Source organism: Mesorhizobium oxytropidicola, from assembly GCF_056174625.1.
The window spans coordinates 363,764-378,734 of the sequence record NZ_CM149692.1; the positions used below are offsets into that span (position 1 = coordinate 363,764).

The following is a 14,971-nucleotide window of genomic DNA, read 5'->3' on the forward strand; positions in this document are numbered from 1 at the left end:
GAACAGTGATTTCGGCTGGGTTGCCAGGGCCTGCAAATGCAGGGCGGATCTGGAAAATCAAGCTTCAGGTAAACAAGGCGTATCCATCATTCGGCGGCCTGAAGTTCCGCCCGCGTCGGCGTGCTTGACAGGCGCCCGAGCAGCCTTTGGCGCTCGCCCGCGGCCTTTTGCGCACTGGCCTGCCGGACATGGCCATAACCGCGGATGAGCGCGGGGAGCGAGACGAGAGCGATCGCCGCATCGGCCTTGCCCGGCGCCAGCGACCTGGCGACGAGCTCAAGATCGCCCTCATATTGTGCCAAAAGCTGCCGTTCCATGCGCCGTTCGGCGGTGTAGCCGAACAGGTCGAAAACGGTGCCGCGCAGGCCCTTCAGCGCCGCCAGCACGCGAAAACCCTTCATCATCCACGGGCCGAAGCTTGATTTCCGAGGGCTTCCGTCATTGCCGCGACGGCCCATGATTGGCGGAGCGAGATGGAATTCGAGTTTTTCGTAGCTCTGGAACTGCTTTCCAAGCTCGGCGGCGAAGGACCCGTCGGTGTAGAGCCGCGCCACCTCGTATTCGTCCTTGATCGCCATCAGCTTGAAGAGGTTCCTGGCCGCCGCCTCGGTCACGGCTGTCGAGCCGGGCACGGCCTTGGCCTCGGCAGCGCGCAGCAGCGCCAACCTGTCGGCATAGCGCTTGCTGTAAGCGGCGTTCTGGTAAGCGGTCAGGAAGGCGACACGGCGGGCAATGATCTCGTCCAGCGTCTGTGCGATCGGGTCGGTCTGTCCCGCCTTGCCCGGCTGGGCGACGAGGCCACGCACGAAATCCGGCTGGTGCGCGGCGCGGCGGCCCCAGCGGAAGGCGGCGATGTTCATCGCCACCGCTTCGCCGTTCAATTCGATAGCCTTTTCAACGGCTTCTGCTGAAAGGGGCAGGCCGCCATGCTGGAAGGCAAAGCCGAGCATGAACATGTTGGCGCCAAGCGAATTGCCGAACAGCGATGTGGCGGTGCGGGTGGCGTCGAAGAAATGCGCCTTGTCGTCGCCGGCAGCGGCCCGGATCGCTTTCTTCAGGCGCTCTATCGGCAAGGAGAAATCGGCCGAACGGGCAAACTCGCCGGGCATTATCTCGGCGGTGTTGGCGAGGAAGATCGTATGGCCCTCGCGCACCGCCGTCAGCACCTTCTTGGCGCCCGACACGACGAGATCGCAGCCAAGCACGAGGTCGGCCTTGCCGGCCGAAACGCGGATGGCATGGATGTCGTCCGGCGTGCGGGCGATGCGGACATGGGTGAACACCGAGCCGCCCTTCTGGGCGAGGCCGGCCATGTCGATCATGCCGCAGCCCTTGTCCTCGAGGTGAGCCGCCATGCCGAGCACGGCACCGACGGTGACGACACCGGTGCCGCCGACACCGTCGATGATCGCCGCCCAGCCTTGCTCGCCAAGCGGGAACTCGGCCGGTGTCGGCACGCCCTCGAGCGGATCGGCCTTGCCGGCAAGGCCTTCGGCCTTGCGGATCTTGGCGCCGTGCACGGTGACGAAGGACGGGCAGAAGCCGTTGACGCAGGAGAAGTCCTTGTTGCAGCTCGACTGGTCGATCTTGCGCTTGCGGCCGAACTCGGTCTCGACCGGTTGGATCGAGACGCAGTTCGACTGCACGCCGCAATCGCCGCAGCCTTCGCAGACCAGTTCGTTGATGAAGACGCGCTTGTCGGGATCGGGAAAGGTGCCGCGCTTGCGGCGCCGGCGTTTTTCGGCCGCACAGGTCTGGTCGTAAAGCAGGATCGATACGCCCTTGACGTCGCGCAGTTCGCGCTGGACGAGATCGAGGTCGTCGCGATGATGGATTGTGGCGCCGGCCGGAAATTCTGCCTTGCCGGCATATTTGTCGGGCTCGTCGGTGACGATGGCGATGCGGTCGACGCCCTCGGCCCGCACCTGCCTGGCGATCATATCCACCGTCAGGCCGCCCTCATGCGGCTGGCCGCCGGTCATCGCCACTGCGTCGTTGTAGAGGATCTTGTAGGTGATGTTGGCTTCGCTCGACAGGGCAAAGCGGATCGCCAGCGTGCCGGAATGGTTGTAGGTGCCGTCGCCGAGATTCTGGAAGATGTGATCGCGCTTGGAGAACGGCGCCTGGCCGACCCATTGCGCGCCCTCGCCGCCCATCGCCGTGAAGCCCAGCGTGTTGCGGTCCATCCACAGCGCCATGAAATGGCAGCCGATGCCGGCGGCGGCGATCGAGCCGTCGGGCACCTTGGTCGAGGAATTGTGCGGACAGCCCGAGCAGAAGAACGGCGTGCGCGAACCGATGTCGGTGGCGTCCGCCAGCATCGCCTGGAACTGGCGCAGTTTCGCCACCCGCGCCGAAATCTCTTCCGACGGGCCGATGGTTTTGACGATCCGCTCGCCGAGGGCGATGGCGATCTCGTTGGGGTCAAGCGCGCCCTTGGCCGGGAACAGCCAGTCGCCGCGCTCATCCTTCTTGCCGACGATGACTGGCTGCGAGGCGGTGCCATAAAGGCTTTCGCGCAGCTGCACCTCGATCAGCGAGCGTTTCTCCTCGACGACAACGATGGTGTCGAGGCCACGGGCAAAGTCGGCGATGTGGTGGAGGTCGAGCGGCCAGGGGCAGCCGACCTTGAACAGCCGCACGCCGATGCGGTTGGCGGCGGCCTCATCGATGCCGATATCCTCCAGCGCCTGGCGGACATCGAGATAGCTCTTGCCCAGCGTGATGATGCCGAGCTTGGGGTTGCGGCCGCCCGAATAGACGATGTGATTCAACCCATTGGCATGGATGAAGGCGGAGGCCGCGGCGCGCTTGTACTCGTGCAGCCGCTCCTCCTGGCCGAGCATGTCGATCTCGTGGCGGATGTTGAGGCCGCCCGGCGGCATGTCGAACTCCGGCACGACGATGTTGAGCCGTTCGAGCGAGGCATCGACCGAGGCTGTCGATTCGATGTTGTCCTTGACGCATTTGATCGCCGCCCAGGTGCCGGCGAAACGCGACATGGCAAAGCCGTAGAGGCCGTAGTCGATGATCTCCTGGACGCCGGCCGGGTTGAGGATCGGCACCATGGTGTCGACGAAGAGGAATTCGGTGGCGTGCGCATTGGTCGAGGATTCGGCCATATGGTCATCGCCCATCAGGGCGAGCACACCGCCATGCTTGGACGAGCCGGCAAGATTGGCGTGGCGGAACACGTCGCCCGAACGATCGACGCCCGGCCCCTTGCCGTACCAGACCGAAAAGACGCCATCATGGGTGCCCTCGCCCAGCAGTTCCGTCTGCTGCGATCCCCAGCAGGCGGTTGCGGCAAGCTCCTCGTTGAGGCCGGGCTGGAAGACGATATCGGCCCCGGCGAGCTGCTTCTTCGCCTTCCACAGCTGCATATCGAGGCCGCCAAGCGGCGAGCCGCGATAGCCGGAGACGAAGCCGGCCGTGTTCAGGCCGGCGCGACGGTCGCGCTCGCGCTGCATCAGGAGCATGCGGATAACCGCCTGCGCGCCGGACAGGAAGATGCGCTCCTTTCCAAGATCGAACTTGTCGTCGAGCGCGACATCATGCAGCGTCATCAGGCATTTCCTCTGCGAAGGCCGCACGGGGAAGCGGCCAACGTCGGGATCGGATGACGCATCCTTTCTCCCCTTGCAAGGCAGGTCAAACAAAATCGCAGAGGCCAGGCAACGCGCAACAAACAGTCGGATGGGCGCCGGACCACGCATGAAACCACACGCCGACATTGCTGCGGCGTACGAAAATTCCGGCGGGAATCGACGCTGCTGGAAGGTGTCAGCCGGCTTTCGAGCAGTCCGGCTTCGGTTCGCCCGGCAGCTTGCCGTCGGGATGGCCGGCGAGGTCGGGATTGGCCGTGTAGAGCTGGTCGACGACCAGCGGCCGGTCGGGCAGGATCGACTGGTCTTCCGTCGACATCAGTGTGGTGTCGATCTTCTGCAGGACCGCGCCATCAGCGCCCTTGATGCTGATGGCGATGGCGTAGGGCTTGTTCTTGACGATGCAGGTCAGCGCCGGGCTCTCCAGGCTCACCTTGTCGAGCTTCGGCCAGACTTTCTGCTCGACCACCAACGGTGCGCCGCCGGCAGGGTTCTGGAAGCTGGCAACCGCCACCTGGCCCTCGCCCATCGGCTGCAAGGGGCGCAGCGTCACGACATAGGTCGCCCTGGCGAGACGGTAGTTGAAGACGAATATCTTGCCGGAAACCTCGAACAGCTTGCCCTCTCTGTCCTTACCGGTGTCGCGGCAGGCGCCGAGCGCGACGGCGGCGATCAGCGCGGCGCCGACAACGATCGAACGGGAAAATCCTCTAAACATCCTTGACCTCATGGGCCGCCATGCGGCGGCGACGATAGTGACGACTTGCCTTCTGCCGGTTGCCGCACACGGCCATGTCGCACCAAAGGCGGCTGGAATTGCGGCTTCTGTCGACGAACAGCCAGGTGCAGTTTGGACAGATCCTGAGCCTCGCGACGGTGTCGTCGCGCAGCAGCGACAGGGCCGAAACCGCCAGCGCCGCCTCGAAGGGGATCGGCGCCAGGGGATCGCCGAACGGTCTTCCCGGCGCGCCGATCTCGGTCCGGCTGCCGGCCAGCCCCTCGGCACAGGCGCGCAGGAATTCGGCAGGTCGGCGGTGGCGACAGCGCCCTTCGACACAGCGCCGCGAAACAGCCGGTCGGTCGTCTCGCGGATCGACAGCACGACGGGCGCGATTGCCGTGGGCGAAGATACGGTCAGCCGCCGGTCGCCGAGCTCGGCGGCGCGAAAGCCGCTAGCCGCATCGGCGAAGCGGGCGATTTCGACGGGATCATCGAAACGGTCGAATGTGCGCTTCGGATCGCCGCGCAGCACCACGGTGTTCGCCGTGTCGAGCGCGAGCAGGCCGCCGGTGAAGCGGTGTGGGGTCCAGGCAACCGTCATGCCGCAAAATCTAACCGATAAATCGCATTTGACAAGTTAGATTCGGCGATGCAAACCTCCGATGCGCACGGTATCGTCGCCTTTGTCTCGAGCATTCCGTCGTCCCAGGCCGCTGCGGTTGGGCGAGATGCTTCTGGTGTTGTTGAGCATGCTCTATTTTTTCCAGCAGGTGCTGAACGGGCTGCATTCGGGCGCGCTCTATGCGCTGCTCGCCTTCGGCTACGTGCTGATCAACGGCATCCTGCACCGCACCAACCTCGCCTATGGCGCGCTGTTTGCCTTCTGCGGGCAGGCAATGATCCTGAGCGTCGCCTTCGGCTATCAGGCGTTGTGGCTGACACTGTTGGCGTCGGTGCTGTTCGGCGTCGTCGCGGCATTCCTTTATGCCGCGCTGATCAGCCATGTCCTGTCGCGCAGCGTCTTCGAACCGTTGGCCGACCGCTCGCCCAATGCCATCGTGGTGACCACGCTCGGCATCCTGATCGTCTTGTCGGAAGCAAGCCGCATCGCGGCCGACACGCATGATCTGTGGCTGCCGCCAATGCTGGCACAGCCCATCGTTTTCGCCGAAGGCTCCGGCTTCAAGGCGACGCTGACGCTGATCCAGGTGCTCGACTGCGCGGTGGTGCTGGCAGCGGTTGCACTCGCCACCTCTGCATTTGCCCGCTCCAACTTCGGTCGCTGCTGGCGCGCTGTCTCCGATGACCCACGCGCCGCAGCCCTGTGCGGCGTCGATGTGCGTCACGTGTTCCGGCATGCCGTGCTGCTCGGCGGCTTCTGCGCTGCGCTGGCCGGTGTCATGGCCAGCCTCTACTATGGCAATGTCAGCTTCGGTTCTGGCCTTGTCTACGGCCTGAAGATCCTGTTCGTGACGGCGGTCGGCGGCTATCTCTCGCCGCCACGGGCAGCACTTGGCGCGGCCGCCTTCGGCATGGCCGAATCACTGTGGGCCGGCTATTTCCCGCTCGAATGGCGCGACGCGTGGATGTATCTGTTCCTGGTGGCCATGCTGATCCTGATCGGCGCCGGCCGCGACACCGGCAAGGTCGTCTGAACCCATCAGACTTTGGTTGCATGACGCCGGGGCAGACCGCCCTTGTCCGGCCCCGCCCTTCATCCGATACCGTTTTGCTGCTTCGGTCCGTGTTGACCCGTCCGGCCACGCGCGGCATACCGTTGGGCCACGCGGCGTGACGGCAGGGGGAGCCGGCACGCCATCGGCACAAGGGAGGACTGCATGGAAGGGCCGCTCGCTCTGTCACGGGGCATCGACCGCCTCAATGAATTCATCGGCAAATCGGTATCCTGGCTGATCCTGCTGGCGATCCTGGTGAGCGCGGCCAACGCCGTCATCCGCAAGGTCTTCGACATTTCGTCGAATGCCTGGCTGGAGCTGCAATGGTACCTGTTCGGCGCCGCCTTCATGCTGGCTGCCGCCTATACGCTGAAGCAGAACGAGCATATCCGCATCGACATCGTCTACGGTCTGTTTTCACGCCGCGTGCAGCACTGGATCGACCTTCTCGGCCATCTCCTCTTCCTGATGCCGTTCGTGACGCTGATGGTGTTCTATTTCGTTCCCTACGTATCCCTGTCGTTCCGCAGCGGCGAGATGTCCAACAACTCCGGCGGGCTCATCATCTGGCCGGCCAAGGCCATCCTGCTGGTCGGCTTTTTCCTGCTCGCGCTGCAGGGCATTTCCGAAATCATCAAGAAAATCGCCATCATGCGCGGCGACATGGACGACCCCAATCCGTTCATATCGGCACATGAGCAAGCCGAACTCGAAGCCAAGGCACTGGCCGACGAGGTGCGCTCATGATGGAATTCATCGCCCAGAACATGGCGCCGATCATGTTCGCCTCGCTGATCATCTTCCTGCTGATCGGCTACCCCGTGGCCTTCTCGCTGGCCGCCAACGGCTTGATGTTCTTCTTCATCGGCGTGCTCCTCTCGCCCTATTCTGGTGGATCGATCAACCTCGCCTGGCCGCTTCTGCACGCACTGCCGGATAATTTCTACGGCAGCAGGGTGATGTCGAACGACACGCTGCTGGCCATTCCGTTCTTCACCTTCATGGGCATCGTGCTCGAACGATCCGGCATGGCCGAGGACCTGCTCGACACGATCGGCCAGCTGTTCGGGCCGATCCGCGGCGGCCTCGCCTACGCAGTGATCTTCGTCGGCGCGCTGCTGGCGGCGACCACCGGCGTGGTGGCGGCATCCGTCATCGCCATGGGTCTGATCTCGCTGCCGATCATGTTGCGCTACGGCTACGACCGCCGGCTGGCTGCCGGTGTCATCGCGGCGTCCGGCACGCTCGCCCAGATCATCCCGCCATCGCTGGTGCTGATCGTGCTTGCCGACCAGCTCGGCCGCTCGGTCGGCGACATGTATGCCGGCGCTCTGATCCCGGGCCTGGTGCTGACCGGCCTCTACGCGCTCTACATCCTGATCATGTCGATCGTCCGGCCGAAGTCGGTGCCGGCTCTGCCGCTCGAGGCCCGCACGCTCGGCCACGGCGTTCTGTCGCTGCTGGTGGCGCTGGTGGTGGCGGTGGCCATCTCCTATGCCGCGTATCGCTATCTCGCCCCAACCCATGGCGACAATGCCGACATTCTCGGCGCCTCCGTAGGGGTGCTCTTCATCTACATCGTGGCAATTGCCGACAAACGCCTGAACTTCAACATGATGTCCAGGCTGGCGCAGCAGGTGGTCATCGTGCTGATCCCGCCGCTGGCGCTGATCTTCCTGGTGCTTGGCACCATCTTCCTCGGCATCGCCACGCCGACCGAGGGCGGCGCCATGGGCTCCGTCGGCGCCTTGATCATGGCAGCGGCAAAAGGTCGGCTGTCGCTGGACGTGATCAAGCAGGCACTGACCTCGACGACGCGGCTGTCGTCCTTCGTGCTGTTCATCCTGATCGGCGCGCGCGTGTTCTCGCTGACCTTCTACGGCGTCAACGGCCACATCTGGGTCGAACACCTTTTGATCTCGCTGCCAGGTGGCGAAGTCGGCTTCCTGATCGGCGTCAACATCCTCGTCTTCTTCCTGGCCTTCTTCCTCGATTTCTTTGAGCTGGCCTTCATCATCGTGCCGCTGCTGGCGCCGGCGGCCGACAAGCTCGGCATCGACCTGATCTGGTTCGGCGTGCTGCTCGGCGTCAACATGCAGACCAGCTTCATGCATCCGCCCTTCGGCTTCGCGCTGTTCTACCTGCGCTCGGTCGCCGCGCGCGTGCCCTATCTCGACCGCCTCACCGGCAAACAGATCGCGCCGGTGACGACCGGCCAGATCTATTCGGGGCGCGGTGCCTTTCGTCCTGATCCAGGTGGTGATGATCGGGCTGACCATCACCTTCCCGCAAATGGTGATGCGCTACAAGGGCACGGCGATCGATCCGGGCACGATCGACTACAAGGTGCCGGAGGTGCCCGGCTTGTCGCCGCTCGGTACACCGCCGGCTGCTGGCACGGCCCCTGCCAATGGTGGCAGCGCACCGGCCGCGCCCGGCACGCCGGACCTGTCGCAGCCGCCAAACTTCGGCGATGCGCCGCCGGCCAAGCCGACGACACCAGCGCCGGACTTGTCGCAGCCGCCGAGCTTCAACTGATGGGAACGACGCCATGAAAGCGGTACGGCTGGAGGCGGTGGGCAGCATTGCGCTGCGCGAGGTCGACAAACCCGTCCCCGGCCCGGACGATCTTCTGGTGCGGATCGAGGCCAGCGGCGTCTGTGGCACCGACCGCCACCTCTTCCATGGCGAATTTCCCTGCCGGCCGCCGGTGACGCCCGGACATGAATTTTCGGGCATCATCGAGGCGGTCGGCAACGCTGTCTCCGGCTTTGCCGTCGGCGACCGTGTCACCGGCGATCCCAACATCGCCTGCGGGCGATGCCCGCATTGCCATGCCGGCCGGGTCAATCTCTGCCGCAATCTCAATGCCATCGGCATCCACCGCGATGGCGGCTTTGCCGAGTATGTCGTGCTGCCGCAGAAGCAGGCCTTCATCCTGCCCGCCGACTTGCCGCCGACGCATGGCGCCTTCTGCGAGCCGCTTGGCTGCTGCCTGCATGGCGTCGACCTTGCGCAGATCAAGCCGGGCAGCTCGGTGATCGTGCTGGGCGGCGGCGTGATCGGCCTGCTCACCGTGCAATTGGCGCGGCTGGCCGGCGCCACCACCATCATCCTGTCGACCAGGCAGGCTTCTCGGCGCGCGCTTGCCGAGGAACTCGGCGCGACAGCGACGGTCGATCCCACCGCCGTCGATGTCATCGATGCCATCGCCGGGCCTGTGGGCCTGATACCCGGCGGCGCCGACGTGGTGTTCGAATGCGCCGGCGTGCGCGACACCGTCGAGCAGTCGATGCGGCTGGCGAGAGCCGGCGGCACGGTCGTCATCGTCGGCGTGACGCCACAAAGCATGAAGGCTGAATTCGAGCCGTTCGACCTGCTGTTTCGCGAATTGAAGGTGGTCGGCTCGTTCCTCAACCCCTATACGCATCGCCGTGCCGCCGAGCTGATCGCGTCGGGTGCGATCGAGATCGACCGGCTGATCTCCAGGCAGGTGCCGCTCGAAGAGGCGGCTGATGTGATCGCCAATCCGCCGGCGCCCGGGGAGGTCAAGGTGCTGGTGGTGCCGAGCCGGCCCTGAGCCAAGGCCAGCCGCGCCCCGGCCGCTTGCCGCCACACCGCCGATCGGCTATTCAGCCAGCGCCGAAAAAGACATGACCGGTTCGGTAGTCTGGTCTCCTCCGTTCCTGTTTTTCGAGCGGAGGCCTGTTCGCCGCATGAATATGCGGGAGAACCCGCGGCCGGCAAGCGAGGCGAAAGCCCGCGGGCCGGTTGGGCCATGTCCGGATTTTCCTGATATTACGGTCCCGCCGGTTCTCGGTCTGCAGCCAAGCCTGTCCGCGTTTCAACCGTGACAGGACAAAGACCATGAAACTGAACCACCTCAACCTCACCACATCAGAAGTCGCGGCTCTTGCCGGCTTCTTCACCAGCCATTTCGGCTTCGAACTCGTCGCCATGCGCGGCAAGCAAGCCTTCGCGATCCTGCGCGGAGCCGATGGGTTTTCCCTCAACCTGATGACGCCAGGCAAGGGAGAACCCGCCGCTTACCCGGACAGCTTTCACGTCGGCTTCTTCATCGGCAACCCGGACCTTGTACACGCCAAGCAGGCTGAACTTGCCGAAGCGGGCTTCGCGCCGGGTGAGGCGCAGGATCTGACGCGTGGCGGTGTCGACTCGACGAGCTTCTACTGCCTTGCGCCTGGCGGAATACTGATCGAGGTCAGTTCCTTGCAGGCCTGAAAAGAAGAACCCCGGGCGTGTCGCCCGGGGTCTTTCAACGAATGCGATGGGATAGTTTTACAGCTTGCCGTTGCGCTGCTGGACCATCATGAAGGTGTCGTAATTGTACTCGGCCACCTGCGCCCAGAGATAGTGCTCCTTGCGGAAGCCCTTGATCGATTCCCAGATCTTCTTGAACGGCGCGTTCGAGGCCTCCATTTCGGCATAGACCTCGTTGGCCTTCTCAAAGCAGGCGGCCATAATCTCCTGGCTGAACGGACGCAGTTTGGCGCCGCCGGCTACCAGCCGTTTCACCGCTGGAGGGTTCACATAATCGTATTTCTGCAGCATGTCGGCGTCGGCAGCTTGCGCCGCGGTGCGCAGCAGCGACTTGTAAGCCGGCGAAAGTTCCTCGTATTTCGCTTTGTTGAACATCAAATGGACGGTCGGGCCACCTTCCCACCAGCCGGGATAGTAGTAATAGGGCGCGACCTTGTAGAAGCCGAGCTTCTCGTCGTCATAGGGGCCGACCCATTCAGCGGCGTCGATGGTGCCTTTCTCCAGCGCCGGATAGATGTCGCCGCCGGCGATCTGCTGCGGCACGACACCGAGCTTCTGCACCACCTTGCCGGCGAAGCCGCCGATCCGCATCTTGAGGCCGGAGAGGTCGGCGACGGTGTTGATCTCCTTGCGGAACCAACCGCCCATCTGCACGCCGGTGTTGCCGCCCGGCAGGCCGAAAGACCTTGCGTAGCGAGGAACTCGTTGAACAGGTCGATGCCGCCGCCATGGTAGTGCCAGGCATTCATGCCGCGCGCGTTGAGCGAGAAGGGAACCGCCGCGCCGAGTGCCCATGTCGGGTCCTTGCCCCAGTAATAATATGCCACCGTGTGGCAGGCCTCGACCGTACCGGCTGTGGTGGCGTCCGCGGCCTGCAGGCCAGGCACCAGTTCGCCCGCGGCAAAGACCTGGATCTGGAAATTGCCGTCGGTGGCTTCCGACAGCATCTTGGAGAACACCTCGGCACCGCCATAGATGGTGTCGAGCGATTTCGGGAAGGACGACGCAAGCCGCCATGTCACCTTGGGATTGGACTGGGCGATTGCCGGGGCGGCAAGCGTTGCCGCCGCCGCCGCGGCGCCGACGCCGGTCACGCCGGCCTTGCGAATGAATGAACGACGATCCATGCAGTTCCTCCCTTTTGGATCAACAGACCGACACTCGGGAAATCCTCGGGCTCCCGCATCGGTTGGCCGAAACAATACACGGGCGAGACGTCTAGTCCAGCACGGCGGCCGGATTTGGTAACCAAGCCATGCGACCCTGCAACTATAGTCTAACAGGGGATTTGGTGGCCCATGCGACACGCTGAAACTTGCCATGGAAAAACCACAGCGGATCGCCTATTTTGAAGGCAGGATATCCCTTGCCAGATGGAAACCAGAGCCAAAATGCAGCAGCCGCTCGTCGCCATATCGACCGACGTCCGTCAGTTCGACAACTACACCTGGCATGCCGCCCCGCAGCAATATCTGGAAGCCGCGATCACTGGTGCGGGCGTGTTCCCGCTGCTGGTGCCGTCGTTCGGCGACAGGCTCGACTTCGACGAACTGCTGTCTTCCGTCGACGGCGTCATGGTCACCGGTTCGAAATCCAACGTGCACCCCTCGCTCTACGGTGGCGATGCCAGCGAAGCCAACGGTCCCTATGATCCGGCGCGCGACGCCACCACGCTGCCGCTGATCCGCCGGGCGATCGAGCGCGGCGTGCCGCTGCTCGCCATTTGCCGCGGCATCCAGGAATTGAACGTCGCGCTCGGCGGCACGCTGGGCACCGAGATCCAGGAGCGCGAGGGTTCGCTCGACCACCGCGCACCAGTGAGCGACAAACAGGATGAGCGCTTCGCCATCCACCAGACGATTTCGATCAAGCCGGGCAGCTGCCTCGCCGGCGTGTTCGGCGCCGGCGACATCAAGGTCAATTCGTTGCATCGCCAGGCGATCGACCGGCTGGGGTCGAGGCTCGAGATCGAGGCTGTCGCCACTGACGGCACGGTCGAAGCGGTTTCGGTCAAGGGCGCCCGCGCCTTCGCCGTCGGCGTGCAATGGCATCCGGAGTACTGGGTCAACTCGGACAGCAACTCGGCCAAGATCTTCCGCGCCTTCGGCGATGCCGTGCGCCTGCACGCTGCCGCGAAGGCCGGCGCGCGGGCCGCCGCGGAGTAATCAGTCGTCCGTCTTCCTGTCGTCCGCCAGCGAAAGCAAGGGCGTGGTCGGCGCGTAGGATTCGTAACCGTCGCCATCAGCCACGGCGAAGGTGACGATCGGATCGACACCGTTGGCGCTGAATGCCACCGTGCCGTCATTCTGCTCACGCCAAAACTTTGCCCGTTCTATGCCAGGCAGCAGACGACGGCATGTCGGAGCGACGGTAAGCAGGGACAAGCCATCCGAAATTTCGGCCCCGCGGCTCACCGCGCAGGCCGCCTCATCGCCATTGGCGACCAGCCTGTAGGTGTTGGACGACGTGGCCTCGTTGGCGAGGCTTTCCCCATTGCCGTCATGAAACAGTTGAACGCCGCCAAACAGGGCGGCGATTGCAACAAAGGCGGAAAGCACTCTCATCGTTCTTCATCCATGCACACGCTCAGGATGAACAATGATTCCAAAGGGTTAAGCTGGCGTTAATAAGTGTGGCAAACGGTCACTCAGTCGGGAGCCTTCACATGCGCCGTCTCCAGCACCGGTGTCAGCGGCCGACGCTCGGTGAACCAGGACACCAGATTGTCGACGCACAGATCCGCCATGGCGCGGCGCGTGTGCTCCGAGGCCGAGCCGACATGCGGCAACAGCGAAGTGTTGGGCGCGTCGAGCAGCGCCTTGGGCACGTTCGGTTCGTCGGCGAAGACATCGAGCCCGGCGGCGGCGATGGTACCGTCGGCAAGGGCCGCCGCGAGGGCTGCCTCGTCGACCGTGCTGCCGCGGCCGATATTGACGAAGACGCCGTTGGCGCCGAGCGCCGACAGGATCTCGGCATTGACCGCCTTCTGCGTCGAAGCACCACCAGGCGCCACCGAAATCAGCGTATCGACCGCTTCGGCGAGGCCCTTCAGCGTCGCGTGGTACTCGTAGGAAAGACCGTCGACCCGACGCCGGTTGTGATAGGCGACCGGCAGGCCGAACGCCTCCAGCCGCCGGGCAATGGCCTGGCCGATACGGCCCATGCCGAAAATGCCGACTCGGCGCGCGCGCAAGGTCAGCCGGCTCAGCGGATAGTTGCCCTTGCGCAGCCAGTTGCCGTCGCGCAGCCAGTTTTCCGCGCGTGGCAGGTCACGGATCGTGTTGATCAGCAGCCCGATCGCGGTGTCGGCGACCTCCTCGGTCAGGACGTCAGGCGTGTTGGTGACCATGATGTTCTTCGCCGCGGCATGGCCGACATCGACCGAGTCATAGCCGACGCCGAAGGAAGCGATAAGTTCGAGATTGGGCAGCGCGTCCATCATCGCCGCGCTGATGCCGGCGAACGAGGCAATGCCACGCACCGTGCGGCGCATCTCGTCGGTGACCAGCGCCGGATCGGCGCGCTCGATCCTGACCTGGTTGAAGGTCCGGTCGATACGCCTGACGGCATGATCGCTGAAGTCGGCCGGCACCAGAATGGTAACGGCTTGCAGCTGTTCGGCCTCGGTCATGCCCGCTCCACCGGCTTGCCGGTCGACTGGCGCACATGCAGTTCCGGCTTGATCAATTCCTGCGAGGGCCGCACCGTCTGCCCATTGAGCTTGTCGAGCAGCGCGCTGGCGGCGCGGCGGCCGACCTCGCGCTGGCCGTTCCAGACGGTGGTCAGCGCCGGTGTGGCGATCGCCGCCTCCTCGAGATCGTCATAGCCTGTAACGGAGATGTCGATGCCTGGCACCAGGCCGGCGCGCGCAATGCCGTTCATCAGGCCGATGGCGACGAGATCGTTCCAGCAGCAGGCCGCGGTCGGTCTGTCCTTCAGCGCCAGGAACTGCCCGGCGGCCTCGAAACCGGCCTGCTTGGTGCGCGGCCCGGCGATGCGCCAGGACGGCCTGACTTCAAGCCCTGCCGCCTCCATGGCGTTGACATAGCCCTGGTAGCGGTCGCGGCCGGTCGAAGTCTGGTCGGTGCCACCGATCATGGCGATGCGCTTGTGGCCAAGCGAGATCAGATGGTTGGTGGCAAGCCCGGTGCCATAGGAATCGTCGCCGCGAAACACCGGCACGTCGGCGCCCTCGACGGTGCGGGCAATCAGCACCGCCGGCAGGCCGTTCTCCTCGGCCATCAAAATGTCCGCTGCCGGAGTGCCAATGGCCGGCGACATGATGACGCCGTCGGCGCCGAGCTGCAGCAGCGTGTCGATGAAGGTGCGCTGCTTTTCGAGCTGGTCGTAGTGGTTGGACAGGATGAAGGTCTGCCGGCTGCGATCGAGCTCGCTTTCGATTGAGCGCAATATCTCGGCGAAGAACGGATTCATAATGTCGTGGACGACGACACCGACAATGCCCGAGCGCGAGGTGCGCAGGCTGGCGGCGCGGCGGTTGTAGATATAGCCGATGGCGCGTGCATGTTCCTTGATGCGGTCGCGCGTCGAGCCGGCAACCAGCGGGCTGTCGCGCAGCGCCAGCGACACGGTGGCCGTGGACACGCCGAGCGCATCGGCGATCGTCGAAAGCTTGATTTTTTGTGCCAGCGCCTTGCGCTCCCCGAACGAGCTGAATTGCGACCTAAA

10 protein-coding genes and 3 pseudogenes are annotated in these 14,971 nt (G+C 64.4%); 6 read left to right on the plus strand and 7 right to left on the minus strand.

Going from position 1 to position 14,971, the window contains the following annotated elements:
- Positions 1 to 86 precede the first annotated feature (86 nt).
- From AC0V8S_RS01705 to AC0V8S_RS01715, 3 genes and pseudogenes are all read right to left on the minus strand, one after another.
- Positions 87 to 3,566 (minus strand): indolepyruvate ferredoxin oxidoreductase family protein, encoded by a 3,480-nt coding sequence (locus AC0V8S_RS01705; RefSeq protein ID WP_475436624.1) that lies wholly within the window; start codon positions 3,564 to 3,566, stop codon positions 87 to 89.
- A 217-nt stretch (positions 3,567 to 3,783) separates the two neighbouring features.
- Entirely contained in the window at positions 3,784 to 4,323 is a 540-nt protein-coding gene (locus tag AC0V8S_RS01710; protein ID WP_475436625.1) for a hypothetical protein, read from the minus strand.
- Positions 4,316 to 4,926: pseudogene (locus AC0V8S_RS01715) on the minus strand (CGNR zinc finger domain-containing protein). The gene AC0V8S_RS01710 and the pseudogene AC0V8S_RS01715 overlap by 8 nt, the downstream one beginning before the upstream one ends.
- Positions 4,927 to 5,074: 148 nt before the next feature.
- Here AC0V8S_RS01715 and AC0V8S_RS01720 point away from each other — a divergent pair.
- The 5 genes and pseudogenes from AC0V8S_RS01720 to AC0V8S_RS01740 all read left to right on the plus strand — a co-directional run bounded on the left by AC0V8S_RS01720 (position 5,075) and on the right by AC0V8S_RS01740 (position 10,243).
- Entirely contained in the window at positions 5,075 to 5,980 is a 906-nt protein-coding gene (locus tag AC0V8S_RS01720; RefSeq protein ID WP_475436626.1) for a branched-chain amino acid ABC transporter permease, read from the plus strand.
- A 183-nt stretch (positions 5,981 to 6,163) separates the two neighbouring features.
- The gene (locus AC0V8S_RS01725; protein ID WP_095200820.1) at positions 6,164 to 6,748 is read left to right on the plus strand and encodes a TRAP transporter small permease subunit; all 585 of its coding nucleotides are present in this window, start codon (positions 6,164 to 6,166) and stop codon (positions 6,746 to 6,748) included.
- Positions 6,748 to 8,539: pseudogene (locus tag AC0V8S_RS01730) on the plus strand (TRAP transporter large permease). The gene AC0V8S_RS01725 and the pseudogene AC0V8S_RS01730 overlap by 1 nt, the downstream one beginning before the upstream one ends.
- A 13-nt stretch (positions 8,540 to 8,552) precedes the next feature.
- Entirely contained in the window at positions 8,553 to 9,581 is a 1,029-nt protein-coding gene (locus AC0V8S_RS01735) for a zinc-dependent alcohol dehydrogenase family protein (protein WP_475436627.1), read from the plus strand.
- Positions 9,582 to 9,868: 287 nt separating this feature from the next.
- Positions 9,869 to 10,243: a VOC family protein gene (locus AC0V8S_RS01740; RefSeq protein ID WP_183464924.1), complete on the plus strand. Its 375-nt coding sequence runs from the start codon at positions 9,869 to 9,871 to the stop codon at positions 10,241 to 10,243.
- 57 nt (positions 10,244 to 10,300) lie between these two features.
- Here AC0V8S_RS01740 and AC0V8S_RS01745 read toward each other — a convergent pair.
- A pseudogene (locus AC0V8S_RS01745) lies at positions 10,301 to 11,409 on the minus strand (TRAP transporter substrate-binding protein).
- 246 nt (positions 11,410 to 11,655) lie between these two features.
- Between AC0V8S_RS01745 and AC0V8S_RS01750 the strand changes: the two are divergent.
- Entirely contained in the window at positions 11,656 to 12,447 is a 792-nt protein-coding gene (locus AC0V8S_RS01750) for a gamma-glutamyl-gamma-aminobutyrate hydrolase family protein (RefSeq protein ID WP_475436628.1), read from the plus strand.
- On the opposite strand, the gene AC0V8S_RS01755 is transcribed toward AC0V8S_RS01750, so the two are convergent.
- The 3 genes from AC0V8S_RS01755 to AC0V8S_RS01765 all read right to left on the minus strand — a co-directional run bounded on the left by AC0V8S_RS01755 (position 12,448) and on the right by AC0V8S_RS01765 (position 14,932).
- A complete protein-coding gene (locus AC0V8S_RS01755; RefSeq protein WP_475436629.1) occupies positions 12,448 to 12,846 on the minus strand; it encodes a hypothetical protein in 399 nt (132 codons plus the stop codon). It lies immediately after the preceding gene.
- Positions 12,847 to 12,929: 83 nt separating this feature from the next.
- Positions 12,930 to 13,913, minus strand: a complete 984-nt coding sequence (locus tag AC0V8S_RS01760; RefSeq protein ID WP_475436630.1) for a 2-hydroxyacid dehydrogenase — start codon at positions 13,911 to 13,913, stop codon at positions 12,930 to 12,932.
- Positions 13,910 to 14,932, minus strand: coding sequence for a LacI family DNA-binding transcriptional regulator (locus AC0V8S_RS01765; RefSeq protein WP_080511907.1), 1,023 nt, complete (start codon positions 14,930 to 14,932; stop codon positions 13,910 to 13,912). The genes AC0V8S_RS01760 and AC0V8S_RS01765 overlap by 4 nt, the downstream gene beginning before the upstream one ends.
- Positions 14,933 to 14,971 lie beyond the last annotated feature (39 nt).

Excerpts from the sequence above, each read along its gene's own strand:
- AC0V8S_RS01755 (WP_475436629.1), bottom strand. The coding sequence starts at position 12,846 with ATGAGAGTGCTTTCCGCCTTTGTTGCAATCGCCGCCCTGTTTGGCGGC.
- AC0V8S_RS01725 (WP_095200820.1), top strand. The coding sequence starts at position 6,164 with ATGGAAGGGCCGCTCGCTCTGTCACGGGGCATCGACCGCCTCAATGAA.
- AC0V8S_RS01710 (WP_475436625.1), bottom strand. The coding sequence starts at position 4,323 with ATGTTTAGAGGATTTTCCCGTTCGATCGTTGTCGGCGCCGCGCTGATC.
- AC0V8S_RS01760 (WP_475436630.1), bottom strand. The coding sequence starts at position 13,913 with ATGACCGAGGCCGAACAGCTGCAAGCCGTTACCATTCTGGTGCCGGCC.
- AC0V8S_RS01735 (WP_475436627.1), top strand. The coding sequence starts at position 8,553 with ATGAAAGCGGTACGGCTGGAGGCGGTGGGCAGCATTGCGCTGCGCGAG.
- AC0V8S_RS01750 (WP_475436628.1), top strand. The coding sequence starts at position 11,656 with ATGGAAACCAGAGCCAAAATGCAGCAGCCGCTCGTCGCCATATCGACC.
- AC0V8S_RS01720 (WP_475436626.1), top strand. The coding sequence starts at position 5,075 with ATGCTCTATTTTTTCCAGCAGGTGCTGAACGGGCTGCATTCGGGCGCG.
- AC0V8S_RS01705 (WP_475436624.1), bottom strand. The coding sequence starts at position 3,566 with ATGACGCTGCATGATGTCGCGCTCGACGACAAGTTCGATCTTGGAAAG.
- AC0V8S_RS01740 (WP_183464924.1), top strand. The coding sequence starts at position 9,869 with ATGAAACTGAACCACCTCAACCTCACCACATCAGAAGTCGCGGCTCTT.